We start from the raw sequence: 26,826 nt of genomic DNA, 5'->3' as shown, positions 1-26,826 counted from the left end.
GGCTGAGGTCGTGCACCGAAGGTGAAGCGGGGTCAGAGGCGCATCCCCTGGATGTGGGCGGTGCCCTCGGCCGAGAGGTTGTCCATGTGCCGCCGCAGTTCCGCCGCGGTGAGCCCGAGGCTGAGCCGGTGTGCGATCACGCGTACGGTGTCCTGGTAGTGGGCGGAGAACTTGTCCGTGTCCGGGAACGCCTGCCAGCCGAGGCGGCCGAACAGCAGGTGCTGCCCCTGGCCGGTGCCGGACGTGCTGAGCAACAGGGAGGCACCCAGGGCGTGGCCGGCCGCGACGACCGCGTTCACCATCCAGCTGCCCAATCCCTGGCCCTGCAGCTCGGGAGCCGTGGCCAGCCGACCGGCTTCGAACACCGACGCGGCGGGAACCTGCATGTTCGCGAGCATGTCGGCGTACTCCCGGTCGCCGAGGTGGCACCGAGTCTGGAAACGGGGTGCCAGCCCCGGGGGTGCCAGGCGGGCGCAGCCGACGATCTCCGTACCGCCCTCCAGATAGGCGATGAGATGGTAGGAACCCAGGTCGAGACTTTGCGCGTCGACGTAGTCGGTGTCGGCGACCCGGAAGCTCGGTCTACTGCCGTTGTCGTACAGGACCCACGCACGGAACCGGCGGACCGCCTCCAGCCACTCCGCCGGCTGCTCAAAGGGTGACTGCCGGTGAACCCGAAGGTCGACCATCAGGCCTTCCCTGGTGTCCACGGAACCCGCCTCGCGCCACATCCTGGTCTCGGGGATCGGGAAGCGCAGCTCCTGTTCGAGCGGCTGAGCGCTCACGCGCCGACCTTGTCCGATTCCAGGTCGGCCTTCGCGAGATCGAGGCATTCGGCCATGAAGGCCGCGTACGACGTCAACGCGGTCTTGCCCGTCTCCACCATCAGGTCCAGCGCGTCGGGGAACTGCTTGAGGAGCTCTCCGAGCTGCCGCTGGTTGAAGGCGGTGTGGCCGGCGTCGAGTTCCACGTGCTCGGCCAGGAAGCTGTAGCACGCCGTGTCCGGGCCGAAGACCCGCTGGCAGTTGACGAGCAGGGTGGGGCCGATCGTGATCGACAGTCTTTCGATCTCGTACTCGATGGCGAGCTGGAGGAACGGCTTCGGCCCCGAGATCACCTTTTCGTGGAGCTTGGCGTAGAAGTTCGTGCTGGCCAGCGGGGGAGTGGCCAGCAGGAGCTCGGTGTCGAGCGGCTCGCCGAACCTCTCCTGCCACCAGCCGGCGATGGCCTTCGCGTCGTCGACCATCATCCGGTCGTGACCGGCCTCCGCCCTGGCGTGCGCCTTCAGCGCCTTCGCCAGCTTCTCCATGCCCAGCTCGCCGCAGCGCGCGCCGGCACTGGAGATCCAGTGCTCCACGTCATGCGTCATGTGGACGCCGTGTGCGTTGAAACGCAGCATCCAGCGGGCGAACAGCCTTTCGTCGGAGACAGCGGAGGAAATCTCGGAAACGGCCGCGTCTTCGAGGAAACGCTGACGGCTGGCCTGCAGTGATCCTTCGTACTCGTCCATGACCGTGCTCAAAGGAAGTCTCCCTGGTCTGTCATCCGTAGGATGATCATGAGGCGATTGTCCGGCGGCGGGGCTTCTCGGTAAGTCGGCCTCAACAGAGCCTGAACAGCTGGAAATCCCAGACGTCCGTCATCTCTGCCGCGTCCGCCACATCGAACTTGTCGATGTAAAGATGCATCGTCCCGGCTTTGGTGTCAATGGATTCCTCGCGCGTTCCGGACTTCACGGGATCGATGTCGGCGATGTGATTTCGATCTTGAAGAGTCCCCGCGGGGCCGGTGTCGCCGCCCGTCCCCCTTCCGAACACCTGGGATGGATCGCCGCCGTCGATTCCGTGAAGTCCGGTGCCGTCCGGAGGTGGCCGAGGGGGCCGTAGTCCGGTGCTCGCATTTGTTTCAGCCGAAAACATCGTTTTCGGAGGGGGAGAAAGAACGTTCACGTGCCGGGGTGGACGCCGCCGTCATGGCGGGGCGGGAGTCGCCCGACGGGCACGTTTCTCCGGCGAGGTCGGCGCAATGCGGGTGCGCGCGAGGTGGACGTCGCCGGTCGGCCGGGTGGGGTTGAGGAGTTCGGCGGGCGCGGGCGTGGTCGGTTGAGATCGCCGGGATCCTCGGTTCGCCCCGCTGTGGTCACTGATGAGCTCTCGGAACGGCGGAGATGGGCTATATAACCTACATGTTTAGTGGGTTATTGTGAGTGGCATGTCGGGTTCTCAAGTGGTCGCCGTCGTGGGCGGCGGCGCGAGCGGCACCCTGGCCGCGGTTCACCTCCTGCGCGAGGCACGGGTGCGCGCCGTGCCGCTGGAGGTCGTGATGATCGACCGGTACGGGCGGCACGGGCTGGGGCAGGCCTATTCCACCGTCGATCCCCACCACCTGCTCAACGCCGGCGCCGGCAAGATGAGCGGGCTGGAGGGCGACGCCGGCCACCTGCTGCGCTGGGCCCGTGATGCGGGGCTGGAGGTTTCCGGCTCCGATTACCTGCCCCGGCGGATCTACGGGCGTTACCTGCGCGCGCTGCTGGACGGTGCCGAGGAGTGGCCCGTCCGGGTGGTGCGCAGGGTGACCGGTACGGCCGAGGCTTTGACCGGCGATCCGGGCTTGCGGGTGCATCTGTCCGGCGGTGGGCACGTCGAGGCCGGCGCCGTCGTCCTGGCGCTGGGCAATCGCGCCCCGGCGGCCTGGCCGCGCGTCGCGGAGGCAGGGAGTTCCCGATACGTCGCCGACCCGTGGGCGCCGGAGGCGCTGGCCCGCGTCGGCGACGGCGCGCCGACGCTCGTGCTGGGGACCGGGCTGACGATGGCGGATGTGGCGGTCACCGTGACCGGGGCGCACCCGGATGCGGTGGTGTACGCGGTGTCCCGGCACGCCCTGCTGCCGCGGCCGCACCCCGATCCCGTGCCGCCCCCGGTGGCGACGCCGTTCCCGGACGGGCCGCTGGGCATCGCCGCCCTGCTGCGCGCCGTGCGCGTCGCGGTCAGGGACAACGGGGGCGACTGGTGCGGCGTGGTCGACGGCCTGCGGCCGCAGACCCAGAGCCTGTGGGCCCGGCTCTCCCTCGATGACCAGCGGCGGTTCCTGGACCTGGCCGCCCGCTACTGGGAGGTCCACCGCCATCGGATCCCGCCCGCCACCGCCGCCCGGATCGCCGCCCTGCGGGCCGCGGGCCGCCTTCACGTGCTGCGCGGGCAACTGGTCCGGGCCGTGACCGGCCCCGGCGGGCTTCGCGTCCACCTGAACACCGGCGGCGGCGCGGTCAGGGAACTCGATGTCGGCTGGCTGGTCAACGCCACCGGCCCCGGCGCCGACATCGCCCGCGACCCCTTCCTGGCCGCTCTCCTCGCCACCGGCACGGCTCGGCCCGACCGTCTGGGGCTCGGCCTGGAGGCCGGCCCCGGCGGCGTGGTCCTGGACGCGGCCGGACGGCCGGACGGCCGGATCTTCGCCCTGGGCCCGCTGCTGCACGGAAGCCTGTACGAGAGCACCGCGATCGCGGAGATCCGCGCCCAGGCCGCCGCCCTCGCCCCCCGCCTCCTCGACGCGATCACCCTCGCTCCCCGCCTCTGAAGGAGGGGAGCAGCCTCTGCGGGAGAGGCCGGGGAAAGATTCGGATTGACGCGTTCGCTCTCTGCAGGATGCGGATGCGAGAAGAAATCTCGACAAGCTCTCGTGCCTGCCATAGTTATGTGCATTTACCCTTGCATATGCGTGTGATCGAGACGCAGGGCGGGAATATTGCGGTAAAGGTCCATGTCCATGACCTGATCACGGGCGAGGGAGGGCTGAGGCCCATGTCGATCGACGTCCCCGATCGTGTCCGCGCCGGCGGGCGGCTGCGCCTGTCGGGCGACCTGTCCCTTCCCGGACTGTTGAGCATGGCCGATCTGCGGGCCTTGCCGCAGCGGACGGTGGAGGTCGGCTTCGCCTGCCGCACGTCGGGAACCCGGCACCACCGCTTCACCGGCCCCCTGCTCCTGGATGTGGCCCGCGCGGCCGGGCCGGTCTTCGACGCCTCCGAGCGCAAGGACCGGCTGCGGTTCCTGGTGTCGGTGCTGGGGCGCGACGGCCATCACGCGGTGCTGTCGTGGGGGGAGATCGATCCGGAGTTCGGCGATGTCCCGGTGCTGGTGGGCGTCCGGATGGACGACGACGACCTCGACGCGCGCGGGCCGCACCTGGTGGTGCCCGGAGACCGGTGCGGAGGACGGCACATCAGCGAGGTCGTCGAGATCCGCATCTGCGCGGACGCGCGCCTGTGGAAAGAGACGCCGGACGACCTGAAAGGAATGGAGGGCGTACCGGATCGTGTCGGCCGCTCGTCCCCGAGCGGTGCCGGAGCCGCAGATCATTCCGGTGAGGAGCCCGGAACCGCCGTGCCCCTGCCGTGACGGTTGGTCCTCCTGCCCGGGACACGGATCCGGATAGTATGGCCCGCGTGAGCAGGAGTGATCAAAAATATCCTTATCATCACGGTGACCTGCGACGAGCTTTGCTGGACGCTGCGATGGAGGCCATCGCGAAGGACGGACCCGCCGCGCTCAGCCTGCGCGACGTGGCCCGCCATGTGGACGTCTCACACGCCGCGCCCACCCATCACTTCCGCAACAAGACGGGCCTTCTCACCGCGATAGCCGTGGAGGGTTACCATCGGCTGGCCGACGAGTTGGCGCGAGCGCGGGCGGCTGGCGGGCTCGCCGAGCTCGGCGTCGCCTACGTGCTCTTCGCCACCGGTAACCGGGCGTATTTCGCGGTCATGCGCGCCACCGACCTGCTCGACACCAGGGACCCCGAATTCGTGGCCGCTCGCGAGCGAACCGGGCACCAGCTGCTGCGCGGCACGGCGAGGCACCCCGGTTCGGCCGACTGGACCGTCGCCCTGGCGGCGTGGGCGCTCATGCACGGTCTTGCCAACCTGTTCGTGGAGGGCAACATCCAGCCCGAGCCGGGAAGTGACATCGAGGAGCTGACCCGCGCTCTCACCCGTCGGCTCGTTCCTCGCTGACCTCAAGATGACGGCCGCCCCGCGCTCGGCCGGGGCGAGGACCGTCCCCCGAGGGCCTTGCCGTGCGTTCGAGCCTCGCGCACAGGGCGGAGCGCGCCCGCGGTCCCGCCATGAGGCAGCGCGACTCGGCGGGCCGCGTCGGCAGAGGCCGCATCCGGGAGCGTGCGACGGCCGATTCGCGACGTCGACCCCGTGAGCCAAGGTGCGGGTGCGCTGGGCGCCAAGCATCCACCAAGAACGGCAGGCGAAGCTGGTGTCCGACAGTCCGGCTCGGACCTCGTTATGTGACAGGAGATCCGTCAGTCCTGTCCGTATCCGACGTGCGAATGGAGAGAACACTTGAGCACCATGTGTCCATCCGCCTTCGGGGGTGATCTCACCTCTGAACACGAGGAAATCATTGACACCGTGCTCCGCGAGTGGATGGACTACGGACTGTCCACCGTGGCCGTCGACAAGGACAGGGCGGAATGGGCCGTGCGCCACGCGTACGGCGCCGCCGGGCTGGACGTCCCCTCTCTCGTGATTTGGGCCGACTCCCCGATGGAATGTCTGTCGACCGTCACGGCCTTCGACCGGCTTCCCCCCGCGAACCCCTCGTGGGAGCGGTCCGTGGAGGTCCGCCGGAGCGGGCTCGGCGACGACCTGCGGGTTTCCAGCAGGAGCCAGGTCAAGGAGGAGCTCAAGGACCGGCTCAAGGACCAGATGCACGACCGGCTGAGGGCCCGGCTGGGCGACCAGCTCTGGGACCGGTTGCGGAGCCGGCTCAAGGAACGGCTCTGGGAGCAGCTCTGGCGGCAGCTCAGAGCCCAGCTTGGCGGCCAGCTCCTCGGCCGGCTGTGGGAGCAGTTCCGGTCCGAGACCTGCACATACGTGTGGGGGATCCTCGACATCTGGCGCGAGGCCTATTGGATCGCACTGTACACCTGCGCTTTCCGGATAGCCGGGCTGGAGCCCGGCGAGCGTCTGGAAACGCTGGCGGAGGCGAGCCGGCACCTCGGCTGGTGGATCCCGCTGAACGGGACGGTGGTCCTGTCCGAACGTCCAGTCGCCATCCTCCGGGACGACGACCATCGGCTTCACTGCGAAACCGGCCCGGCCCTTTCCTGGCCCGACGGGTACGCGCTGCACGCCTGGCACGGCATCCGGGTCCCCGAGTGGGTCATCACCGATCCCACCCCCGAGGCCATCCTGGCCGAGGGGAACGAGGAGATCCGCAGGTGCGCCATCGAATCCCTCGGTTGGTACCGCTACGTCGCCGCCGCGGGGCTGAAGCTCGTCGCGGAAGCCGCCGACCCCGGTGATCCCGGCCGCACCCTCTCGCTCTACGACGTGCCGACGCAGGTGTTCGGGGAGCACGTCCGCGTTCTGCTGTCCGCCAACGGTGGGAACGAGCGTGACGGGGCCCCGGGCAAGTCCGGGCTGATAGTCCCCGTCGAGACGGCCACGCCGCTCGACGCGGTCGATTGGAGCCGAGGGTTGACCGCCGATCGGTACAGGCCGCCGTACCGGGCCTGACCACGGCACGCGCGAATGGCCGGTCGGTGGTGGCCGCCCGAACACTGAGGAACATGTTCGAGGCGAGTTCCGGTGGTCCTCGAATCCCTCCGGAAATCGTTTCGCGGGGACATCGCGATGCCAGGGGTGGTGCCCGCGGTGCCCTTCCCCGTCACCCGCCTCCGCCGCCTCGGCGAAACCGGCGGCTCGTGGACGGAGCCTGCCTGTACAGAGGTGCACGGCACGGGTCGCGATCCACCGCCTCCGGGCCCTTCGGCCGCCTGGTCGTGGCCTGCGCCTCGTCTGCCGCCTCGGTGAACCGGGTCGCCTCCTCGCCCCCGAAACCCGCGACCTCGAAGGCGAGTGAGGTGAGCAGCAGGCAGCGTGCCGCGCGGTCGCCCGCGGGCAGCAGGGAGAGCGCCTCCTCGATGACCTGGACGACCTCCTGGAAGCCCTTGTCGCCACCCCCGGTGCCGTATACCGCCGGCTTGTCCAGTACGCCGACGACCCGTGCGGTCAGCTCGGGGTCGGCGTGCGGAAGGGCCAGCTGGATCGCCCGCTTCCACAGCTCCCTGGCGTCGTCCAGCTCGTCGCAGAGCGCCAGAGCGGTGACCCGTCGCACGAGCAGTTCCAGATCCTCCTCGTCCGCGAATTCGATCGCCCGTCCCCAGAGGGAAGCCGCCTCGCGGTACGCCGAGCGTCCTTTGGCTCGCTCGGTGGCGAGCACGCAGTGGCGAGCGGCGGCCGAGGGCTTCCCGCTCGCGGCGAAGTGGTGGGCCACGGCGGCGGCCTCGCGCGGGCGGAGCCGTTCGAGAGACACGGCGATCCTGCCGTGGGTGCGGATCTGTCGCAGGCGGGACATCTCACCGTAGAGCGCGTCCCGGGTGAGGGCATGGGTGAAGCGGAGCCCACCACCCTCGGGCTCGACGAGCAACCCGGCTGTCAGGGCCGCCTCGACCGCTTCCACGACGACTTCCTCGCCGTTGCCGTTCACATCGATCAGCACGTCGATGTCGAAGTCCCTGCCGATGACCGCCGCCTCGCTCAGCACGCCCCGGATGGACGCGGGCAGGCGGGCGAACCTGCGCCGGAGCACGTCGCGTATCCCCGCGGGCACGGTCGACAGGGCGGCGTCCTCGCCCTCCGTGGCGATCAGGCGGGCGGTCTCGCGCAGGAAGAAGGGGTTGCCGCCGGTGCGGTCGGTTACGGCGGCAAGCACGCCAGGCGTCACCGCCCTGCCCGAGACGGAGGCCACGAGCCGCTCCGCCGCGTCCTGGTCGAGCCCGTCCAGGACGATGCGGAGCGGCTCGTGGCGGGCCAGCGTGGCCAGTGTCTCCGCGAGTCCGTCCGCCTCCTCCTCGCGGAAAGTGCCGACGATGAGGACCTCGGCGTCCCTCAGCTCGGAAACCAGGTCCACGAAGATGGCCAGCGTCTCATCGTCGGCCCGGTGCAAGTCGTCGAGGACGAGCAGTAGCGGGGAGACCCGGGCCACCTCCGCCAAATACGCCGCCAGGTCGCGGCGGAACCGGAACCGCTCGGCGGTGAGGTCCGCGTCGCCGTGGACGGGGTACGGGGCATCCGGATCGGCGAGCAGCCGCCGGATCCGCGCGGCCACCGCCTCGGCGGGGGCCACGCGAGCCGTGAGAGTACGCAGAATCTCCACCCACGCCCATCCGGCCGGAGCTCCGCCGGTCTCCGGGCAGCGGCTGACGGCGGCCTGCCGACCAGAGCGCGAGTGTCCGGCGACGACCGCTTCCACCAGGGCGGACTTTCCTATGCCCGCCTCACCGCTGATCAGCGCGATGCCCCGGGACATCCCGGCGAGCAGGGCCAGTTCCCTCTCCCTGCCGAAGATCGGGCCGAGGGTCTCCGGACCCGCCTCGGCCCTTACCCGGCGGAGTCTCTCCGGCGAGGACAACGTTGTGGAGGAGGTCATGTGCTCCAACGGCTTGTTCGCGGCGACCGGCCGCGCGATCTCGGGAGATTGCGAGAGAATGTCGGCTTCCAGCCGTTGCAGCGCCGGACTCGGGTCGACGCCGAGTTCCTCGGCGAGGGTGTGGCGGGCCTGTCTGAGTGCGACGAGCGCGTCCCCCTGCCGGCCCTGGTGGTAGAGGGCGATCGCGAGCAGCCGCCATCCCTCCTCCCGTAGCGGGTGTTCGGCGAGGTGGGCGCGCAGGTCGGCGATCACGGTGCCCGGCGAGTCGAGCGTGATCGCCGCGGCCGCGCGGTGCTCGACGGCCATGGTGTGCAACTCGTCCAGGCGGGCGATCTCGGACAGTGCCCAGTCGGCCGTGGCGAACTCGGCGTACGCCGGTCCCCGCCAGATCTCGATTGCCGCGTCGAGCTCGCGCAGAGCCGCTCGGGCGTCTCCTGCGCCCAGGAACGCGGCTCCCCGCCGAGCCATGTCCTCGAACCGCCAGGCGTCCGCCTCCTTGCTCCGTATGGCATAGCCGGGAGAGACCGTGACCAGCACCTGGGGCGGGGTGCCCGCCGCGCGGTCCGATTCCAGGACGCGCCGTAGGTTGGAGACGTAGGCGTGCACCGAGGTGACGGCGCTTCCCGGCGGGTGGCCGCCCCACAGGTCGTCGATCATGCGCATGATCGGCACGACCTGGCCGCGGGCGACCAGTAATCGCCCGAGAACCGAACGCTGTCGTGGTGCCCCGAGGTTCACCGGCCCTCCGGCGCCGATTACTTCGAACGCTCCAAGAACCCGAAATGCCACCATTAATGCCCACTCAGCATCGAGCGTCGGCAGGCCTGGACCTGGCACGTGCCACTTCCGGAGTTCGGACATGGTGATGCCGCAGCCTGCCGCGCAAGCGTGCCCACGCCGGTCTTCCGCGAATCAGGACGACTCGCGGGCGGACCGGCAACGGGATTTCCGACGGATCCCACGACCGCGGTCATCGGGAGGACCAGGCCGACCATGCCGGGGTCGGCGCCCGTGTGCGGTGCGTGAGGGGGAGAAGGAATGATTCAGTACCGACTGCGGGCACGGCGTCGTCACGAGGATACGCATCCGCCGAAAACATCGATCACCACCCCGCGCGACCGCCCCATCACATCATCGTGGAGAGGCTCCGCGGAGAGTTGGCTCGTCGTAGTGGATGAACAGGCCGCGTGCGGGCTGGCGTGACATGGGCGTCTTCCTGTGGGGGCGGCTTGGTTCTGGACTGCGGAACCGAGCGGTTTGAACGCAATCACAATCACCGATCTCCCTTGAGGAGAGCTTGGAATCCACTGCAAACCCTGGCAGCGGCCTCGACCACCTGGTTGACTCCCGTCAGGGCCCCCTTTCGGCGCTGTGCGCGCCGCTGCCGGCGCGACGCACGCGCGCCCGCTGATTTACCGGGCTTCCGGTGAGCTCATCAACCGCCGACAGGCGTCGAGGTTGCCGAGGCAGGCCAGCCGGACGGGTTGGTCCCGCTCCACCACGCCGTCAAGCAGGTTCAGCGCCCGCTCCAGGAACGTCACGGCCTCATTTGGCCGGCCGCTCCCGCGCAGGGTCGCCGCGAGGTTGTTCAGGGCCACGGCCAGCTCGGGATGGTTCTCGCCCAGAAGCTCTTCTTTGATCGTGAGCACCTTGCGATAGGTCGCCGCAGCCGCTTCCAGATCCCCCCTGGTGTACTGGAACGCGGCGAGGTTGTTCAGCGTCGACGCGACCTCGTAGTGCTCGGGCCCGAAGTGCTCCTCGAAGACGGCGAGGGCCTCGCGCAGCAGCCGCTCGGCCTCCTCCTCCTCGCCGAGCTCGCGCAGGATCGCGGCGAGCGCCACCTGGTCGCCGGAGACCTCAGGATGGGCGGGGCCGTGTACCAGCCGCCGGATCTCCACCGCGCGGCGGGCGAAGGGCTCGCCGAGCGCGTGGGTGCCGCGTGCGTGGTTCAGCCCGCCGAGGTTGTGATTGATGTCGGCGAGGTAGGGATGGTCCGCGCCATGCAGGGCTTCGACGATCTTCAGAGCGCGCTGGTACGACCGCTCGGACTCGTCGAACCGACCGGTGTACTTGTGAAGTACGCCCAGGCTGTTGCAGACCCGGACGACGGCAAGGGAGTCAGGGCCGCAGGATTCCTCCGCCAGGACCAGCGCGTTCCTGAGCATCACGTCGGCGTCGCCGTAGCGCCCCCTGGCCCGCAGCAGGTCGGCGCGGTCCACGGTCACCCGTAGCCGGATCTCCGGATCGCCTGTCCGGGTGACCTCGGCCGCGCGTTCGAGGTGGCGTTCGGCCTCATCGTGGCGCCCGAGGCGCCGGCACAGCCGGCTCGCGAGCATCAGGGCGTCGGCGAGATCGCCACCGGCGTCCGGGTGGCCCGCGCGGGCGCCGCCGGTGAGATCGCGGACGGCGACCATGACGCCGTCGTACGCCTCCGCATAGCGGCCTGCCCGCTCGTGCTCACGGGAGAGGTCGAGGTCCGTCATGGCGGGTGTCTCTTCAGCCGTCATGCGAGCCGCGCCCCTGTGCCACCTCGATCGCCTCGGTGGGAGTCGTTTCGGCGGAGACCCCGTTCACCGACGGGGGAAGGAACCGCTCCAGCCGGATCGCCTGGCCGACCACCAGGACGAGCACCCCCACCAGCACCATGAAGAGCACCGAACCGTAGCCGGCGCCGAGCGCCATACCTGCCAATCCGGGGCCGATGACGTAACCACTGGTCCATGCGAGGGTGTACGCCCCGTTGTACCGTCCCCTGTTCGAGTCGTCGGCGAGATCGTTGATGATCGGCGGGATGGTCGGGGCGAGGAATGCCTCCCCGATGGCGAACAGCGTCAGTGCGATCGTGAATCCGGTCAGGGCGATCCCGCCGCCTCCCAGTAGCGGGGTGACCAGTACCGTCGCCCACGCCGCGGCCATCAGCACGGCGCAGAGCGCGAACCCGCGAGTTCGGCGCCGGCCGGTCATGAGACGGAGCACGAAGAGCTGGGCGACCACGACCATGCAGGTCTGCACGATGAAGGTGAAGCGCAGGCCTCCGGCGTCGAGCCCGCCGACCTCGGTGGCGTAGATCGGATAGGCGGTGTAGTAGGCCACGAACCCGCACACGACCACGGCCACCACCAGAACCCAGATCCTTCGCAGCATCCGGTTCGAAACCACCTCGCGATACCCGCCCGCGACGGCGGTGATCGGCGTTTTCTGGATCTGCGGAGGATTATGTGTGAACCGGGCGATCAGTATGGCGAAGATCAGGAACGTCGCCGCGTCCAACAGGTAGAGGATCACGAAGCTCCACAACGACGAGAAGCTCACCACGAACGCTGCCACCAGCCCTCCGGCGCTGGCACCGGCGTTGACGGCGGCCTGCCGGACCGCGAAGGCCTGCGCCCGCAGTTCCGCGGGCACCGAGCCGCCGAGAAGTGACTGGAAGGCCGGTGCCGTGATCGCGATGCCGAGCCCGTACACCCCGGCCGCGAGAAATCCCTGCAAGGCCGACTGGATGACCGCCAGACCCGTGGTTCCTGCGGCGACGATGACAAGGCCCGCCACGCTGGTCTGCCGCGCGCCGAAGCGATCCGAGAGCAGACCGCCGAGAGGGTTTCCGATGAGTCCCGCGGCCGCGATCATCGAGAAGATCGGCCCTGCCAGGGCAAGGTCGATATCCCGCATGCGGTGCAGGTAGATGAGGAAGAAGGGCAGTGTCATCCCCGTGCCGAGCGCGGACACGGCATCGCCGCTGAGAATGAGCCAGGTCCGTCGTGGAAGACGCGGCAGCAATCCGCGCACCGGCATCCGTTTCACCTATCTTGCTTGTCGTCTGTGGTGGTCCATGGATTCAGCAGGACCGTTCAACGTCGTAGATGACGTCCTTGAACCCGCCGTTCCTCGCCGGAGCGTTTCCGGCGAGGAACGGCGGTCGATGATCGGCTGTCTAGAGGAGGGTCTCGTTGTGGTTGGTGGACAGGCCGTCTGCGGGGACGAGGGTCTCGTTGTGGTTGGTGGACAGGCCGCCTTCGAGGAGGGTCTCGTTGTGGTTGGTGGACAGGCCGTCTGCGGGGACGAGGGTCTCGTTGTGGTTGGTGGACAGGCCGCCTTCGAGGACGGTTTCGTTGTGGTTGGTGGACAGACCGCGCGCCATTGAGATTCTCCTGGGAGAAGGGCCCCGACCTGGTGTGCAGGGCCAGATGGTTGGACACCGTCAGGCTGGCCGACGCTCCTTGGTGGAGACTTGGTGTCCTTCGCGCCGTCGTCTTGGCTCACAGCTTCCGAGGGCGACCGAGCGGCCGAGGCCTCGCTCGCTCATGCCGGGCGCCAAGCTCCCACCAAGTGGGATCGGTCCAGTGCGGCCGGGCCCGAGTGGAATCCGGTGGGATACCCGGATGACCGGATGCCCGCCGTCGACGATCAGGCTCTCGGCGGAGACCCGCCGGTTCTCGCCGGGATGAGCGGTCCCGGAGCGGGCGGCCGTGCCGAATGCGAATCGGCCAGAGTCTTGATCATCGGCGTGGTTCTCTTTGCCTTATATCAGGCAATATCCCCGCTGTACCGTTTATGTCTTTTGGGGGAGCAAATGTCCATTTCCCGCTATCTCGTCACCACCGCTCTCGCCGCTTCGGCGGTAGCGTTCGCCACGCCGGTCGCGTACGCCGACCCCGTTCCACCCTGGTCCCCCGAGTCGCCGTACTATGATCCCGCCGGTACGCTGACCATCACGAACGGTGGCCGCACGGAGACCTGGACCTGGGAGCCCGGCCACCAGAGCTACCGGAGCACCGAGAGCAACTCCGGGTCGATCGAGCGGGACGGGTAGCCGCCGGCAGGCCCGCCGAATCCGGAAAGCGCGCGTGGGCCGCGTACGACTTCCGATCACACGGTGGCCGTCCGCCGGTCCGCGCGGGTGTCGCTCGCCGGTGCCGCGATCACCCTGGGAATTCGGTCGTATATGGTTTGTCAGTAAAGATCAACAGTTTTATGGAATTCCCATATCCTTCCCGAAGGCGATGAAGGGCGAGGGTATGGGCGAGCAAGAAGATGTTCCAGCGGGTATCGACCCGAACACCCCAAGTGTCGCTCGAATGTACGACTACTACCTCGGAGGCAAGGACAACTTCGCCTCCGACCGGGCGGCCGCGGAACAGTTCATGCGGGTGGTGCCCGGTATCCGCGAGATGACCCGGGCGAACCGGGCGTTCCTCTCGCGAGTCGTCGATCTGCTCGTGCGCCAGGGCGTGCGGCAGTTCCTCGACATCGGGTCGGGACTGCCGACGCAGGACAACGTGCACCAGGTCGCCCATCGCATCGCGCCCGACACCCGGGTGGTCTATGTCGACAACGACCCCATCGTCCTGGTGCACGGCCGTGCGCTCCTGGAGGACAACCACCTCACCTCTGTCGTCCAGGGCGACATGCGGGAACCCGAGAAGCTCCTGACGGACCCGCAGATCGAGAGCGCCGTCGATTTCACCCAGCCTGTCGCGGTGCTGCTGATCTCGATGCTGCACTTCATTCCCGACGACGCCCTGGTCGCCCACATCATCACCACGATCCGCGAACGGCTGGCCCCGGGTAGCCATCTGATCGTCACGCACGCCTTCGAGGCCAACGTCAGCGCCGAGGTGCACGAGGCCGGGCAGCAGGTCTACCGCTCGACCAGCGCGGGGGCGCTCACCTCGCGCGGCCCGGAACAGCTGGCCGAGTTGCTGAGTGGAATGGAGCTGCTGGAGCCGGGGATCGTCCCGGTCGAGGCGTGGCGCTCCGAGTACAACGAGTACGGAGAGAAGATCACCGTCGACTTCACCAAGCCGGGCATCCTCGGCGTCGTCGGACGTAGCTGACCGCCTCCAGGCGAACTGGACTGGGAAGGCGCGAAACGAAAAGCGTCAGCCAGGGCGGTGGGTTGGTGGCCGGCGGGTCGGCAACAGGACGCAGTCACCGCACATGCCGCCGCCGGGCAGGCGGTAGTACAGGCAGCAGCTGCGACGGACGAAGAAGGGACGGCCGGGTACGGGCTCGGTCAGTTCGCCGGTGCCGCGCAGGAGATCCCGGTCCAGTAGTTCGCGGCCCAGCCTCATGGCCTTCGCGGTGAGGTCGGGCCGTCGGTGGGTGAAGGCGCCGATGGTTCCGGCCAGTGCGGAGGCCGCATTGCCCCACAACAGCCCCGGCGCGATCTTCACGATCCGCCGGACCGCCTCCGCGAGCGGTTCCAGCATCTCGGCCATGATGCCGCGGTAGACCGGTTCGGCGATCCGCGCGGGGTCGCGGACGCCCCAGCCGGACAGCCGGGTGGCTCGCAGCGGCAGCGGGTCGGGGGCCGGCCGCCAGTACAGGTGCTCGGGGGCCAGGTCGATGAGCAGGTCGTGCGCGACCACGGCGCCGATGGACGGTGACCACAGGCGGGCGGCCAGGCCCTGGAACAGGATCGAGGCGGCCACCCGATGCTCGGTGGTGCCCAGACGTCCGGCCATGTCGTGGATTCTCGCCTCCAGGACGCCCGGAGCCGTCCACAGATCGGTGAACGGTCGCCATCCGGTCTCGGCCTCGCCTGTCTCGATCCCGAAGTAGCCGCCGATGGAGCGGACGTCGGCGACCGCGCCGGCGACCACGGCCGGGGCGGCGGGCAGCAGTCCGGGCGGAGCACCGGCGGGTGAGTCGCACGGCATGGCAACCGCCTTCCTCTCTTGGGGAGTTCCGCCCCAATTTCGCTGAGGAGGCGACGGCGTGAGTCTCCTGGCTCTCGGGTCCAAGCTCGCCCGGCCTTCCCACCCGTACCCGGGCAGTGGCGATGTCGGGGTCCGCTCGCCGATCACAGTGGCGGGACCGCGCCGGGTTCACACCGGCTTCCTCGTTCCGCCGTCACCTTCGCTGTCATGGTCGCACGGCCCGCATGATTCGCGGTGGGAGGGCCTGCCCAAGGAGGCCACCGCTTCCGGCGACGCGCTTTTCACCGCGTACCGGCGATACCTTGCCGAACTCGCGATCATGCTGTGACCAGCGGTCCCGCACCCCGAGGGCGAAACAAGTTCAATGACCCACAACCGGGTCGCAAGTCCTCATCGCTACCGTGATCGCCGATCACATCTTGTTGACGGCAAGGAGAAAAACAGGGTGGCAGCAGTGGATTCCGTGCTTCGGACCGCTCGGCGGCGGATGAACACGTACCTGCGCGAGGGATCTGACACGTTGAACCTGTCGGGTCTCGGGCTGGCCCAGGTGCCCGAGGAGGTGGCCGAGCTTCCCGGTCTGCGGGTGCTGCACTTGAGATCCAACTGGTTGACCGAGCTTCCCCGGTTCCTGACCGACCTGCCCGCGCTGACCGAGCTCGACCTCGGGGGCAACCGTGAGCTGACCGCCCTGCCCGAATGGATCGGCGAGCTGACCGGACTGATCTACCTCAATGTCTCGGTGACCGGACTGCGCCGCCTCCCCGACTCGATGCGCGAGCTCACCGGTCTCACGGAACTCGACCTGAGCAACCTCTATGACCTGGAGGAGGTGCCCGAGTGGATCGGCGACTTCACCCGGCTCGCCAGGCTCCGCATGTGGTACGCCGGGCCGGCCTGTTTCCCGGCGTCGATGGCCCGTCTCACCGCCCTCACCTGGTTGGACCTGACATACAGCCGGCCCGCCGACCTCTCTCCGTGGCTGGGCGAGCTGACCGCTCTGGAGCATCTCGATATGGGATGCGTCCCACTGACCGGCCTGCCGGAGTCGATCGGGAACCTCACCGCCCTCACCTCTCTCGGCCTGTGGAACACCGGGCTGACCGAGCTGCCGGAGTCGATCGGCAAACTCACCGCCCTCAGGTCCCTCAGCCTGGGCCTGAACAAGCTGACCGCCCTTCCCGAGTCGATGCGGACCCTCACCTCCCTGACCGAGCTCGATCTGCGGAGAAACCGGCTGGCCGAGCTGCCGGAGTGGCTGGGTGAGCTGACCGCGCTCACCGACCTGCGCCTGGACCGCAACGACCCCAGGCCCCAGGTTCCGGCCTCGCTGCGAGCACTCGCGCGAACCCGTCCGGAATGGCGCCGCTTCCTGGCCAGCCGCACCCGCTGAGCCTCTCCGAATCAGGTGCGGTGGCAGTGGCAGGGACAGCGCGTTGAGGCCGCTGCCTGAGCCTGGCACAGAGAGGGGGCACAGCAGCCCGCTCTCCTCGCGCTGACGGGGATTTCCGCCGTCGGAAGGTCAGGAGAGGCGGCCGACGTAGGCGAGGGCCTGCTTCAGCAGGGTGCCCTGACCGCCGAGCATCTCCTGTTGCACCAGCGGTGACGAGGCCTCCTCGGGAGTGAACCAGACAAGGTCGAGGGCGTCCTGCCGGGGGCGGCAGTCACCCACGACCGGGACGACGTAGGCGAGGGAGACCGCGTGCTGCCGGGGGTCGTGGTAGGGCGTGACGCCCTGCGTCGGGAAGTACTCGGCGATGGTGAACGGCTGCGGAGAGGCGGGGATGTTGGGCAGTGCCGTCGGGCCGAGGTCCTTCTCCAGATGGCGGATGAGCGCGTCGCGGACCCGCTCGTGGTGCAGCACCCGGCCGGAGACGAGGGCGCGGCTGACCGTCCCGTCCGCTCCGATGCGCAGCAGCAGGCCGACATGCGTGACCACTCCGGCCTCGTCGACTCGCACCGGCACGGCGTCGACGTAGAGGATCGGCATTCGTGCGCGGGTCGACTCCAGCTCTTCGGGAGAGAGCCAGCCGGGCGTGGTTTCGGTCATTTCGGTCATTGATCGATCGTACTTCGCGGTGGGCTCGGAAACGCGTTCTTCCCCGGCGACCTGCCGAAAGTCAGGGCCGGCGGGGCGCCGCCCGGCCTCGCTCGCGGTACGCCGGTCGTGGAGTCGATGCTCGCGATATCGCCAGGCGTACCGGCTTCTCGCCATGCCGAACGCGCCGCCGTCCACCGTGCGCAGACCCTGTTCATCACCGCCCCGATCCGGCTCTTATGATTCACCGCAGAACCGGCATGGACCTCTTGGAAAGAGAACCGGTCGTTGGGAATGTTCATCTCGGTGAAATGCTCAGGCCGCTATCGTGAAGACATCGCGTGAGCGAGAGAAGGTGGTGAGATGGCCAGGCATGAATGGGATCCCGATCTGGGCGGCGGTCAGAATGAAAGCACTGGGCGTCGAATTGCCAGGGCGCGTAAACGCAGAGGGCTCACCCAAACCGGCCTGGCGGCCAGGGCCAATGTTTCCCGCAGCCTGATCGCACAGGTCGAGGCGGGTCATAAACCGGCCACTCCCTCGCTTGTGGCGGCTGTGGCAAGGGCCTGCGGGGTCGATGCCGCCGAGATCAACGGTCAGCCCTACCGAGGGTCCGACAGACGCACCGACGCGGTGCACGCGGCGATGCCCGCCATCAGGCGCGCTGTCACCTACGCCGACGTCTCCCCGGAGCTGGAGGTCCCTCCCCGGTCACTTGATGAGCTCGCCAAGGAACTGGTCAAACTCCAGAAGCTGCAGGGGGCCGCCGCCCATGTCAGGCTCGGTGGGCGCCTGCCGCCGGCCATCGAGGAGCTGACGGTCCACGCGGTCGAGTCGGACGCTCCGAGGGCGTGGCGCCTGCTGAACCACGCGTACGCCATAGCGGTGTCCCTGACCCGCCGCCTGGGCTACAACGACCTGGCGCAGGTCGCCGTCGAGCGGGCCGCGACCGCCGCGCTGCGCGCCGACGACCCGCACCTGCGGCACCTGGTCTCGCTGTCGCGGGCGCTGCTGCTGCTCACCCTGGGGTCCGGTGACATCGCGCTGACCATGGTGAGGCGGGCGGCGAGCGAGGTGGACCGGTCAGATCCGGCAGGCCTGCAGGTTTACGGCTCCCTCCAGTTTCGCGCGGCCGTCTCCGCCGCCCGGCTGGGGCATGAGTCGGACGCCTGGGAGCACCACGGCCTCGCGGCGGAAACAGCCGCCCGCATCGACTCGCGAACCCGGTCAGACCCGTACGGGCTGCAGGTGAATCCCGTCAACGCGGTGATTCACGGATGTGTGGTGGCGACGGAACTCGGTGACTACGACAGGGCGATTCGCCTGGACTCGGGTTTCATCCCGCCTGCCAGGCTGTACGCCGAACGTAGGGCACATCACGAGATAGACATGTCCAGGGCACATCTGTGGCTCAGGGATCACGACAGAGCACTCAGCCGAGTTCTCAACGCCGAGCGAATCGCCCCCCAGATGACACGATTCCACCCTACGGCGAGAGAGACCGTCAGGCAGCTCGGCACCTATTACCGCACCGTCCCCGAGCGGTTACGCGGCCTGGAAAGTCGAATGGCCTTCTAGATTTACCAGGGAGAATTGTTCACGGGAAACTGTGAACACTGCCGGTGGTCATGTTCCGTAAGGTCGCGATGATGGTGAGCATCGCGCTTCTCGCCATCCGAATCCGATGATTCCGACCTTGGAGGACGGGTGACACGGCGTGCGGTACGGGCTGGATATCGGGAAATGATCGACGAGGCGACGGCGAACCGGCACGACCGGGCGCTGGCGGTCGTTCAGCGACTCCTGGTCGAGCGGGGAATCCGCGCCCACCGCCATCACACGATCAGCCTGGGTTTCGCCGACCGTACGGACGCTCCCACCTGGCCCGGACTATCCGCTCCCCGCTCGTGGACAAAGCGGCATCCGCCCGAACTGGTCGTGATCGACTCCCAGGGCAGGCGCGACGCCACGGTGACCATAGGCCCACGCTCGGGCTGCTACCTGGTGTCCGTCCGCGACGGCCCCGACCTGCAGGCCTTCAGGCAGGAGCAGCCCCAGAACGTCGTGCACCTGATCATCGCGACCCGGCGGGTGCCGGCCTGTCCCCTGCCGGCCACGGAAGAAGGGGTTGGTTGACGACCAACCCCTGCCGCCCCCCGGTGTGAGCAACGTCGGCATTCCGCGCTGGAATCGAGATCTCCCCCGCCAGGGGGAGGATGGTCTTCCGCGTTGCGGTTACGCTGTCGCCATGGGCCTCAGGGGCCGGATGGCCGCATCGTACGTGCTGGTGACGGCGGGGGCCGCGGTCCGCGTCGCCGCGGGGATCCGCGCGGTGGTGTTCACCCGAACCTCCCCTTGGGCGTCCACGACAGGATCGGGGAGGTTCGGGACGCCGTGCCGGCGTATGCAGGCGACGAGTTCTCGGTAAACCGCCAGGGCTGATGACGGGGTGGCACTCGGCGTATCCGGCCGATCCGATGAGGGGCCGGGCCCGCAGGCCGCCAGGAGGGGCACGATCAGGAGGACGCCCACTCCGCAGATCTTCATAGCTCTACCTCCGGAAATGTCGAATACCTCAACACTTCCGGTCGAGCCGCTCCGACACATCGCGCCCGGGTGGAGCGACAGATCCCCCATCCGGGGGACAGGACCGCTGTCGACGACGGTGGCTCTGGCACAGACGGGGGCCGCGGTTGAGGCCGGCCGTGATGGTGCCCGGGGGCGGCACGGTGACCGGGCGGCCCGCGTGCAGGGATTCGGTCACGCACGCGGCGGTCACCGGCTCAACGTCCGATGACGTACGGGCTGTGTGCCCCGTTCGCTTCAGTGGGTGACGGGACGGACGTGCCGTCGGCGCCGCGTCCGCCACTAGACTTGAGCCCGTGGACGACGAGCCCGAGGTAGAGATCGGTGCACCGCTCCCCGCCACCGCCTACACGGTTCTGGGCGTCCTGTCGATCCTCGACGAGGAGCTGTCCGCCGCCGAGATCAAGGTCCGGTGCGACTACACGCTGCGCTGGTTCTACTGGTCCCCCGCTATCAGCCACATCCGCCGGGAGCTGCGGAGACTGGGGGACCTGGGGCTGGTGACCGAGCGCGAGGTGACGATCGGCAGGGTCAGGCGGAGCACCCTGTACCAGACCACGGAGCGCGGTGAGGAAGTGCTCCGGCAGTGGGTCTCAAGCCCGCCGGTCGACGAGCCGGTGATGCTGAAGAACCCCGCGCTGCTCCGGGTCTACCTCGGCAGGTTCACCGAGCCCTACGAGCTCGTCAAGATCCTCGATGACCGGCTGGAGCAGCTGGAGGAGCAGATCAAGGACCTCGTCTGGGGCAAGAGGCGCAGCCACGAGCTCGGCCTCGACGAGGAGGAGCGTGTCCAGTACGGGAGCGCGCTCGGCGACTACCTGCTGCGCGCCGCCCACTTCGAGTACGGCAACGTGCGCCAGCTGCGCGATCGCATCGCCGACTACGACCCCGACCATCCGGAGCTGAAGGTCACCCGCCCGAAGGGCCTGCTCCGGCGCCGCCTGCGCCAGCACGACGCGCCACCGGAGGACCTGCCCGACGAGTGACACGGCGGAGACGCCTGCGGGCACGCCGGAGCCACCGATCTCGCCGAGGCGGTCGGTGGCGGCGGTGCGTTCCCGCGAGCGGTGGACGGTCAGTTCTCCTCCGAGACCACCCCCAGGTACGTCCCGTAGACACCGAGCCGCTCGCCGTCACGCTCGATCTCCCCGAGCAGCCGGCTGCGCGGGGAGACCGCGGCGTCCAGCGGGAGCACGCTGAACCGGACGTGGACGGGCCGGGAGGTCTCGGGGTCGGTGATGTCGACCCAGACCGCGACGCCGCCCTTCACCTCGTCCTGCTCGACCTTCGTCACGCGGTGCCGCGAGGTCAGTTCGAGGAAGGTGTGCTCGCCGGTCAGGTCGAACCGGACGGGCGCGCACAGCTCCCCCTGCCGCGGCGGAATGCAGAGACTGATCGCCATCACTCGGCTCCTTCATCATCTTGATCGCGTAGGAAACGGGTCACCGCGTCGGCGAGGCCGCGGGGGTTGCTGGTCTGGATGGTGTGCCCGGCGTCGGGAATCCGTTCCCAGCGGGCTCCGGGGATGAGCGCGGCGAGTTCCGCCGCCCCTTCGTCGCTGAACACCCGGCTGCGCTCGCCGCGCAGCACCAGGGTGGGGCAGGTGATCCGCGCGGCGGCCTGTCGCAGTTCGTCCGGAGAGGCGATCCTGCCCATCTCCGGCTGGAACTGTGCCGTGTCGTGCTTCCAGGTGAGCAGGCCGTCGTCGGTCCAGGTCAGGTTCTGGGCCACCCCTGAGGTGGCCGCCTCCCGGGTACGCGGCAGCACGCCGGAGAGGAAGGCGTCGGCCTCGTCGAGGTCGGCGAAGAGCGGGCGCCGGGAGATCAGCTCGTTGACGGACCGGCCCGCCGCGGCGTCGATGTCGGGGCCGACGTCGACCACGACCAGCCCGGTCAGCACCGCCGGGCGCCGGGCGGCCCAGACCAGGGCCGCCATGCCGCCCATCGAGTGCCCGACCAGGACGACCCGCCGGGCGCCGAAGCTCGCGATCACCGTGTCGAGGTCCGCGGCGATGGCGTCGGTGCCGTAACCGCCGGGCCCCGCCCAGTCGCTCTCCCCGTGCCCGCGCAGGTCGAGCGCGACGCAGCGGCCGAGCCGCCGCAGCAGCAGCCCGACAGCGTCGAAGGAGTGCGCGTGCAACCCGCCCCCGTGCAGGAACAGCAGCAACGGTTCGGTGGCCGGGCCGGGCCACTCCAGGTAGTGCAGTCGCACCCCGTCATCGGCCCGTACGATGCCCTCGGCGGGGAGCACCACGTCGGCGGGGTCGACTCCGGCGGCCGAGGCGAGCGCGGTGAGCCGTCTGAACTCGCTGGTGAAGGAGTGCATCCGCAGCGTGCGCACCGAGGGCCGCCCTTGCGGGACGGCTGTCGTGTCGGGCGTCCCGCTCACAGGCCCGCCGGCCGGGTACCGATCACCTTCTCCTCGGCCAGGACCCGGATCTCGTCCTCGCTCATCCCGAGGATGCCGGTGAGGATCTCCTCGTTGTGCTGGCCCAGCAGGGGCGCCGGGGTGTGGAACCACGGCTCGGTGACACTGGCGAGGCGGAACGGCAGCCCGGCGGTCAGGAACTCCCCGGTCGTCGGATGTGCCGACGGCTCCCAGAACCCGCGGGCGGTGAGCTGCGCGTCGGTCAGCAGGTCGGCGGCGGGACTCACCCGCGCGGCGGCGACCCCGGCCGCCCGGAGCCGGTCCACCGCGTCGCCCACGTCGACGCGCGCGCTCCACGAGCCGATCGCCTCGTCCAGCTCGTCGGCCGACGCCCGCCGGCCCGGCTCGTGGGCGAGGTCGGCGCGGTCGGCCAGGTCGTCCCGGCCGAGGAGCCGGGCGAGCGCGGGCCACGCCTCGTCGCCGAGTACGGCCAGGGCCACCCACTCGTCGTCCCCGGCGCAGCGGTAGACCCCCTGCGGGCCGGCGCCCGGACCGCGGTTGCCGTCGCGCCGCAGCTCCCGGCCGTTGACGCTCGCCTCCAGGAGTGCCTCGGCCGCGACGTTGAGCGCGGCCTCGACCATCGTCGACTCGACCTGCATGCCGGCCCCCGTGGCATCGCGGACCTCGAAGGCGGCGATCGAGGCGAACGCGGCGTGCAGCCCGGCGAGGGGGTCGCACACGCCGCGGGGGATCAGCGGCGGACCATCGGCCGCACCGGTCATCCATGCCATGCCGCCGGCCTGCTCCATCGTCTGGGCGAAGCCCACCCGGTCGCGCCACGGCCCGTCGAGGCCGAAGGCGGGCATCCGGATCATCGTGGCGCGCGGGTTGGCCGCCCTGATCGTGTCCCACTCCAGGCCGAGATTGCTCATCACCCGGGGGGAGAAGTTCTCGATGACCATGTCGGCGGTGGCGATCAGGCGCAGCGCCACCTCGCGGGCCCGGGGCAGGCTCAGCTCCAGGGTGAGGTCGAGCTTGTCGCTGTTGTTGCAGAGGAAGAACAGGCCCCACTCCCACCACTGGTCGACGGTCGGGGGCCGGCCGCCGGAGAAACGCATCCCGTCGGGGCGGCGCAGCCCCTCCACCTTGATGACCTCGGCGCCCAGCGCGGCGAGGGTCTGGGTGGCCGAAGGACCGGCCCAGAAGGCGGTGAAGTCCACGATCCGCAGCCCCGCGAGCGGACGGGCCGCCGGGTCGGCCGCGTCCTCGGCCGCCGGGACCCGGTCTCGTACCGGCCAGCTCACCAGGCCGTCGTGCGTACCGAGGTCCGGCACCTCGCCGGGGTCGACGGTGCCGAACGCCTCGCTGCGGTAGGGAACCCGTGGCTGCGGGTGGCCGCTCGCGTTCTTGACGAAGACGCCGCGCTCGCGGAAATGGTCGATCTCGGTGACCGTGGTCGGGGTGCCGATGGGCGCGACGGGGATGCGCAGCGCGGCGGCGAACTCCACGATCTCGGCCGTGGTACGGGTGGCCGCCCAGTTCTCCACCATCTCGGCGAACTCCTCCCGCCGCCGCAGGCGGCCGGCGAAGGAGGCCAGGTCGGCGTCCTCGACCAGGTCGGGCCGGTCGATCAGCACCAGGAAGTCGGCGAACTGCTGGGCGGTGATGGTGCAGAACCCGACCAGGCCGTCGGCGGTGGGGACGATCGAGGGCAGTTCGAGGTTCCTCGGCGGCAGGCCCTGCCCCCCGTCGGGGAGGCCGGCCGCGACCGCGGACAGGCCGCCCATCGTGATGACCATGGCTTCGAACGTCGACACGTCGACGACATCACCCTGCCCGGTACGCCTGCTTCGGCGCAGCGCCGCGGCGGCGGCGACGGCGCCGTAGGAGCCGGCCACCCACTCGCCGATCCGCCCTCCGGCCTGCAGCGGCATCTCGCCGGGCCAGCCGCGGCCGCCGATGGACCCGCACATCGCCTGCAGTACGAACTCGTTGACCGGCAGGTCGGTCTCGGTGTAGGGCCCGTCGAGGCCAAAGGGGGTGATCGAGACGACCACCGTCGCGGAGCCGGGTGGCAGCAGCCGGCGTACGGCGTCGACGTCCCAGCCCGCCGATCCGTCGGTGACGACGAGATCGACGTCGGAGAACAGTTCCGCGGTGCCGGACACCACGGACTTCTTGCCCGCGTTGAGATAGCCGAACAGCGCGCCGCTCCGGCCGGCGGCGGGCTGGAAGCCCGACGCGCTCCACCGGCGCATCGGATCACCTTCCGGTGGCTCGATCTTGACCACTTCGGCGCCGGCGTCGGCGAACATCTTGCCGCAGTAGGAGGCGGCGATGCCCGCCGAGATCTCCAGGACTCTGAGTCCGGCGTAGGGGGTGCGCTGCGTCATCTCTACCTCGCGTGGTGAAGTGGGGGGATACGGCGCCCGCCCGAGGGGGACGGGCGGGCGGCCGATCACTGGGGGTCAGGCGTCCTGGCGGGTGCGGGCCTGGCCGAACCGGGTCATCCGGGCCCAGGCGTCGCGGTCGCGCTGGCTGGCCTCGCGGCCGACATGGGTGACCACGTCGACGTCGGTGGCCAGCGACCGGAGGTATCCGGCGGTCGCCTGCTCCCTGGGGATGTGCTTGAAGGGGTCGAAGGAGTAGGCCTTCATCGCGTTCTCGTGGGTGATCTTGTTGATCACCGAGTCGGGCAGGTGGCCCATCGTCTCGATGACGTCCTCGGGCGCGAAGGGCCAGTTGCTGTCCGAGTGCGGGTAGTCCGACTCCCAGAACACGTGGTTCTCGTTGAAGTGGTCGATCAGCTGGGGGCCGACCTTGTCGGTGATGAAGCAGGTGTAGAGGTGCTTCTTGAACACGTCGGTCGGCCCGGTGTAGCCCTCGGGGAAGGTGGCGTTGGTCCAGCCGGAGTGGCGGTTGAGCACGTGCTCGGAGCGCCAGAGGAAGTAGGGGATCCAGCCGATGTCACCCTCGGTGAGGGAGAACTTCAGGTTGGGGAACTTGCCCCAGAACTCCGCCCAGATCAGCTCAAGCAGGGTGTACGTGCTCATCATCGAGGAGATGGACATCGCCACGCTCGGCGGCGCGTCGGAGGAGATCATCGGCATCCGCGAGGACGAGCCGACGTGGCAGCAGAGCACCGTGTTGTTGTCCGAGGCCGCCTTGAACAGCGGGTACCAGTAGTCGGTGTGGATGCTGGGCATGTTCAGCGCCTCGGGGTTCTCCGAGAACGTGACGGCGTGGCAGCCCTTGTCGGCCAGCCGCCTGATCTCCTTGGCGGCCTCCTCCACGTCGAACAGCGGCAGGATGCCGCACGGGATGAACCGGCCGGGGTGGGCGCCGCACCACTCGTCGACGTGCCAGTCGTTGTACGCCTTGATCATGATCAGGTTGAGGTCGCGGTCCGGCCCCTGGTTGAGCACCTGCCCGGAGAACCCGGTCCAGTTCGGGAAGTTCAGGCCCGCGAGCTGGCCGCCCGCGTTCATGTCCCGGACCCGCTCGTCGACGTTGAAGCAACCGGGCCGCATCTCGTCGTAGCTGCTGGCGTCGATGTTGTACATCTCGCGCGGCTTGCCGGCCACCGCGTTGAGGCCCATGTTCCGGCCGCGCAGGTCGCCGTAGTACCACTGCTGGACCCCGTCGTCCTCAAGAATCACCCGAGGAGCCTGGTCCTTGTACCTCTCGGGGACATGGGCGTGGAACATGTCCGCGGGCTCGGCGATGTGGTCGTCGACACTGATCAGGATCAGATCGTCCTTGTTCATTTCAACCTCCGTTGGTCGGTCCTGCCGGGCAGGACGGATGGGGGGTGCGGCCCAGACCCCTGTTTCGGATACGAGCCGGAGCCGACCGGTACGGGAGCGGGGCTCAGGCCCGCTCCCGTACCGGTCGCCAGGTCGCGAGGAGCAGGGCGGCCGAGCCACCCACGCCGACGAGCAGGGCGACCGCCAGCCGGATCCACCCGTCGGCGAGGGCGTCGATTCCCAGCGCCGCGTCGAGCGAGGCTCCGCCCGGACCGGCGAGGGCGACTGCGAGGCAGGTCACCGCGAGCAGCAGTACGTACTCGTAGCCGTCCTTGAACACGAAGAAGCCGTTGCGGGCGTGGGCGGTGAGTCCGGCGACGACCGAGACACCGACCAGCGCGCCCGCCGCCACCGGTGTCAGCAGTCCCAGCGCGAGTGCCGTGCCCGCCGCCACCTCCACCACGACCGACATGACGGCCTGCAGCCTGGGATGGCGCATGCCCAGGCCCGCGAACCAGCGGGCCGTTCCGGCGAGCTTTCCGCCGCCGAAGGCGTGGTTGAGACCGTGCACGATGAAGATCACTCCGACCGTGGCGCGGACGAGGAGGACGGCGCCGTCCGTCGGCCCCATCAGTCGCTGGCCGGGAGCGGCTTGGCCTCTTTGAGGACGAGGTCGGTCGCGCCGTCCGACAGCGAGCCCTCGCCGCCCACGGTCACCAGCACCTCGACGGCGTCGTCGTCGGGGTGGGTGTAGCGCTTGCCGAGCAGTGACCCGCGCATCCGCTCCGCGGCGGGTGTCACCTCCGCCGAGCCGGACGCGTCACGTCCGAGCATCGGAGCGCCGCCGCAGCAGAGCGACAGCGGGCGCGTCCCCGGCCGGACGACGATGACCTCGGTGGCGCACACCTGACTCTTCAGGCGCAGCCCGGCGCGGAGGCCGACGGCCTCGGTACTCATGATCGACTCCTTCGTTGAACGGGTACCCG

The 26,826-nt window shown here is 69.4% G+C and carries 25 protein-coding genes and 1 riboswitch; of the genes, 10 read left to right on the top strand and 15 right to left on the bottom strand.

The annotated features are described in order from the left end of the window. Positions 1-32: 32 nt before the first annotated feature. The 3 genes from ABT130_RS17545 to ABT130_RS17535 all read right to left on the bottom strand — a co-directional run bounded on the left by ABT130_RS17545 (position 33) and on the right by ABT130_RS17535 (position 1,949). The gene (locus ABT130_RS17545) at positions 33-785 is read right to left on the bottom strand and encodes a GNAT family N-acetyltransferase (protein ID WP_350956553.1); all 753 of its coding nucleotides are present in this window, start codon (positions 783-785) and stop codon (positions 33-35) included. Continuing rightward, positions 782-1,522, bottom strand: coding sequence for an iron-containing redox enzyme family protein (locus ABT130_RS17540; RefSeq protein WP_350956551.1), 741 nt, complete (start codon positions 1,520-1,522; stop codon positions 782-784). Before ABT130_RS17540 ends, ABT130_RS17545 begins: the two co-directional genes overlap by 4 nt. 79 nt (positions 1,523-1,601) lie before the next feature. Beyond that, positions 1,602-1,949, bottom strand: coding sequence for a hypothetical protein (locus ABT130_RS17535; protein ID WP_350956550.1), 348 nt, complete (start codon positions 1,947-1,949; stop codon positions 1,602-1,604). A 262-nt stretch (positions 1,950-2,211) separates the two neighbouring features. Here ABT130_RS17535 and ABT130_RS17530 point away from each other — a divergent pair, with 262 nt between their 5' ends. From ABT130_RS17530 to ABT130_RS17515, 4 genes are all read left to right on the top strand, one after another. Then, complete coding sequence (locus ABT130_RS17530; protein ID WP_350956548.1) at positions 2,212-3,576, top strand: FAD/NAD(P)-binding protein; 1,365 nt, start codon at positions 2,212-2,214, stop codon at positions 3,574-3,576. A gap of 224 nt (positions 3,577-3,800) precedes the next feature. Further along, positions 3,801-4,397 carry a molybdopterin-binding protein gene (locus ABT130_RS17525; protein WP_350956546.1) on the top strand — a complete coding sequence of 199 codons (597 nt, stop codon included), beginning with the start codon at positions 3,801-3,803 and terminating at the stop codon, positions 4,395-4,397. A gap of 38 nt (positions 4,398-4,435) precedes the next feature. Beyond that, positions 4,436-5,011 (top strand): TetR/AcrR family transcriptional regulator, encoded by a 576-nt coding sequence (locus tag ABT130_RS17520; protein WP_350956544.1) that lies wholly within the window; start codon positions 4,436-4,438, stop codon positions 5,009-5,011. Between the two features lie 348 nt (positions 5,012-5,359). Beyond that, positions 5,360-6,529, top strand: coding sequence for a DUF6745 domain-containing protein (locus ABT130_RS17515; protein ID WP_350956576.1), 1,170 nt, complete (start codon positions 5,360-5,362; stop codon positions 6,527-6,529). 151 nt (positions 6,530-6,680) lie between these two features. Here ABT130_RS17515 and ABT130_RS17510 read toward each other — a convergent pair whose 3' ends face one another. The 4 genes from ABT130_RS17510 to ABT130_RS17495 all read right to left on the bottom strand — a co-directional run bounded on the left by ABT130_RS17510 (position 6,681) and on the right by ABT130_RS17495 (position 12,582). After that, positions 6,681-9,182 (bottom strand): ATP-binding protein, encoded by a 2,502-nt coding sequence (locus ABT130_RS17510; protein WP_350956542.1) that lies wholly within the window; start codon positions 9,180-9,182, stop codon positions 6,681-6,683. A gap of 674 nt (positions 9,183-9,856) precedes the next feature. Further along, the gene (locus tag ABT130_RS17505) at positions 9,857-10,951 is read right to left on the bottom strand and encodes a tetratricopeptide repeat protein (RefSeq protein ID WP_350956540.1); all 1,095 of its coding nucleotides are present in this window, start codon (positions 10,949-10,951) and stop codon (positions 9,857-9,859) included. After that, positions 10,941-12,236, bottom strand: a complete 1,296-nt coding sequence (locus ABT130_RS17500) for an MFS transporter (protein WP_350956538.1) — start codon at positions 12,234-12,236, stop codon at positions 10,941-10,943. The genes ABT130_RS17505 and ABT130_RS17500 overlap by 11 nt, the downstream gene beginning before the upstream one ends. Before the next feature lie 139 nt (positions 12,237-12,375). Continuing rightward, positions 12,376-12,582, bottom strand: coding sequence for a hypothetical protein (locus ABT130_RS17495; protein WP_350956536.1), 207 nt, complete (start codon positions 12,580-12,582; stop codon positions 12,376-12,378). A 432-nt stretch (positions 12,583-13,014) separates the two neighbouring features. Between ABT130_RS17495 and ABT130_RS17490 the strand changes: the two genes are divergently transcribed. Together ABT130_RS17490 and ABT130_RS17485 are read left to right on the top strand one after the other, a co-directional pair. After that, entirely contained in the window at positions 13,015-13,254 is a 240-nt protein-coding gene (locus tag ABT130_RS17490) for a hypothetical protein (RefSeq protein ID WP_350956534.1), read from the top strand. Between the two features lie 190 nt (positions 13,255-13,444). Then, entirely contained in the window at positions 13,445-14,278 is an 834-nt protein-coding gene (locus ABT130_RS17485) for an SAM-dependent methyltransferase (protein WP_350956532.1), read from the top strand. A 45-nt stretch (positions 14,279-14,323) separates the two neighbouring features. Here the strand turns inward: ABT130_RS17485 and ABT130_RS17480 are convergent, their stop codons facing one another. After that, on the bottom strand, positions 14,324-15,103 hold the full coding sequence (locus ABT130_RS17480; RefSeq protein ID WP_350956530.1) for a (2Fe-2S)-binding protein: 780 nt from the start codon (positions 15,101-15,103) through the stop codon (positions 14,324-14,326). Between the two features lie 38 nt (positions 15,104-15,141). Next, a riboswitch (cobalamin riboswitch) is annotated at positions 15,142-15,319 on the bottom strand. Positions 15,320-15,557: 238 nt separating this feature from the next. Between ABT130_RS17480 and ABT130_RS17475 the strand changes: the two genes are divergently transcribed. Next, on the top strand, positions 15,558-16,496 hold the full coding sequence (locus ABT130_RS17475; protein ID WP_350956528.1) for a leucine-rich repeat domain-containing protein: 939 nt from the start codon (positions 15,558-15,560) through the stop codon (positions 16,494-16,496). A 129-nt stretch (positions 16,497-16,625) separates the two neighbouring features. Here ABT130_RS17475 and ABT130_RS17470 read toward each other — a convergent pair whose 3' ends face one another. Next, positions 16,626-17,162 carry an NUDIX hydrolase family protein gene (locus tag ABT130_RS17470; RefSeq protein WP_350929234.1) on the bottom strand — a complete coding sequence of 179 codons (537 nt, stop codon included), beginning with the start codon at positions 17,160-17,162 and terminating at the stop codon, positions 16,626-16,628. A 342-nt stretch (positions 17,163-17,504) separates the two neighbouring features. Between ABT130_RS17470 and ABT130_RS17465 the strand changes: the two genes are divergently transcribed. The 3 genes from ABT130_RS17465 (at position 17,505) to ABT130_RS17455 (ending at position 20,713) form a co-directional block, all read left to right on the top strand. After that, positions 17,505-18,719 carry a helix-turn-helix domain-containing protein gene (locus tag ABT130_RS17465; RefSeq protein ID WP_350956526.1) on the top strand — a complete coding sequence of 405 codons (1,215 nt, stop codon included), beginning with the start codon at positions 17,505-17,507 and terminating at the stop codon, positions 18,717-18,719. Positions 18,720-18,848: 129 nt separating this feature from the next. Next, positions 18,849-19,277 (top strand): hypothetical protein, encoded by a 429-nt coding sequence (locus ABT130_RS17460; RefSeq protein WP_350956524.1) that lies wholly within the window; start codon positions 18,849-18,851, stop codon positions 19,275-19,277. Positions 19,278-20,023: 746 nt separating this feature from the next. Beyond that, positions 20,024-20,713, top strand: coding sequence for a hypothetical protein (locus ABT130_RS17455; protein WP_350956522.1), 690 nt, complete (start codon positions 20,024-20,026; stop codon positions 20,711-20,713). An 89-nt stretch (positions 20,714-20,802) separates the two neighbouring features. Here ABT130_RS17455 and ABT130_RS17450 read toward each other — a convergent pair whose 3' ends face one another. From ABT130_RS17450 to ABT130_RS17425, 6 genes are all read right to left on the bottom strand, one after another. Continuing rightward, positions 20,803-21,129, bottom strand: coding sequence for a hypothetical protein (locus tag ABT130_RS17450; RefSeq protein ID WP_350956520.1), 327 nt, complete (start codon positions 21,127-21,129; stop codon positions 20,803-20,805). Further along, positions 21,129-22,067 carry an alpha/beta fold hydrolase gene (locus ABT130_RS17445; protein ID WP_350956518.1) on the bottom strand — a complete coding sequence of 313 codons (939 nt, stop codon included), beginning with the start codon at positions 22,065-22,067 and terminating at the stop codon, positions 21,129-21,131. The genes ABT130_RS17450 and ABT130_RS17445 overlap by 1 nt, the downstream gene beginning before the upstream one ends. A 44-nt stretch (positions 22,068-22,111) precedes the next feature. Then, complete coding sequence (locus ABT130_RS17440; RefSeq protein WP_350956516.1) at positions 22,112-24,487, bottom strand: CaiB/BaiF CoA-transferase family protein; 2,376 nt, start codon at positions 24,485-24,487, stop codon at positions 22,112-22,114. A 75-nt stretch (positions 24,488-24,562) separates the two neighbouring features. Then, complete coding sequence (locus ABT130_RS17435) at positions 24,563-25,861, bottom strand: amidohydrolase family protein (RefSeq protein ID WP_350929219.1); 1,299 nt, start codon at positions 25,859-25,861, stop codon at positions 24,563-24,565. Positions 25,862-25,964: 103 nt separating this feature from the next. Continuing rightward, entirely contained in the window at positions 25,965-26,471 is a 507-nt protein-coding gene (locus tag ABT130_RS17430) for a DoxX family protein (protein ID WP_350956515.1), read from the bottom strand. Then, positions 26,471-26,797, bottom strand: coding sequence for a hypothetical protein (locus ABT130_RS17425; protein ID WP_350956513.1), 327 nt, complete (start codon positions 26,795-26,797; stop codon positions 26,471-26,473). Before ABT130_RS17425 ends, ABT130_RS17430 begins: the two co-directional genes overlap by 1 nt. Positions 26,798-26,826: the final 29 nt, after the last annotated feature.

The organism is Streptosporangium sp. NPDC001681, from assembly GCF_040298085.1.
GTDB lineage: Bacteria > Actinomycetota > Actinomycetes > Streptosporangiales > Streptosporangiaceae > Streptosporangium.
Note: the sequence above shows the minus strand (reverse complement) of the source record. Positions and strands in the feature narration are given on the sequence as shown.

Bases quoted from the DNA above. Each gene is read 5' to 3' on its own strand.
- ABT130_RS17530 (WP_350956548.1), top strand. From the start codon at position 2,212: ATGTCGGGTTCTCAAGTGGTCGCCGTCGTGGGCGGCGGCGCGAGCGGC.
- ABT130_RS17525 (WP_350956546.1), top strand. From the start codon at position 3,801: ATGTCGATCGACGTCCCCGATCGTGTCCGCGCCGGCGGGCGGCTGCGC.
- ABT130_RS17520 (WP_350956544.1), top strand. From the start codon at position 4,436: ATGGCCCGCGTGAGCAGGAGTGATCAAAAATATCCTTATCATCACGGT.
- ABT130_RS17515 (WP_350956576.1), top strand. From the start codon at position 5,360: ATGTGTCCATCCGCCTTCGGGGGTGATCTCACCTCTGAACACGAGGAA.
- ABT130_RS17505 (WP_350956540.1), bottom strand. From the start codon at position 10,951: ATGACGGCTGAAGAGACACCCGCCATGACGGACCTCGACCTCTCCCGT.
- ABT130_RS17500 (WP_350956538.1), bottom strand. From the start codon at position 12,236: ATGCCGGTGCGCGGATTGCTGCCGCGTCTTCCACGACGGACCTGGCTC.
- ABT130_RS17495 (WP_350956536.1), bottom strand. From the start codon at position 12,582: ATGGCGCGCGGTCTGTCCACCAACCACAACGAAACCGTCCTCGAAGGC.
- ABT130_RS17490 (WP_350956534.1), top strand. From the start codon at position 13,015: ATGTCCATTTCCCGCTATCTCGTCACCACCGCTCTCGCCGCTTCGGCG.
- ABT130_RS17485 (WP_350956532.1), top strand. From the start codon at position 13,445: ATGAAGGGCGAGGGTATGGGCGAGCAAGAAGATGTTCCAGCGGGTATC.
- ABT130_RS17480 (WP_350956530.1), bottom strand. From the start codon at position 15,103: ATGCCGTGCGACTCACCCGCCGGTGCTCCGCCCGGACTGCTGCCCGCC.
- ABT130_RS17470 (WP_350929234.1), bottom strand. From the start codon at position 17,162: ATGACCGAAATGACCGAAACCACGCCCGGCTGGCTCTCTCCCGAAGAG.
- ABT130_RS17465 (WP_350956526.1), top strand. From the start codon at position 17,505: ATGGCCAGGCATGAATGGGATCCCGATCTGGGCGGCGGTCAGAATGAA.
- ABT130_RS17450 (WP_350956520.1), bottom strand. From the start codon at position 21,129: ATGGCGATCAGTCTCTGCATTCCGCCGCGGCAGGGGGAGCTGTGCGCG.
- ABT130_RS17440 (WP_350956516.1), bottom strand. From the start codon at position 24,487: ATGACGCAGCGCACCCCCTACGCCGGACTCAGAGTCCTGGAGATCTCG.
- ABT130_RS17435 (WP_350929219.1), bottom strand. From the start codon at position 25,861: ATGAACAAGGACGATCTGATCCTGATCAGTGTCGACGACCACATCGCC.
- ABT130_RS17430 (WP_350956515.1), bottom strand. From the start codon at position 26,471: ATGGGGCCGACGGACGGCGCCGTCCTCCTCGTCCGCGCCACGGTCGGA.
- ABT130_RS17425 (WP_350956513.1), bottom strand. From the start codon at position 26,797: ATGAGTACCGAGGCCGTCGGCCTCCGCGCCGGGCTGCGCCTGAAGAGT.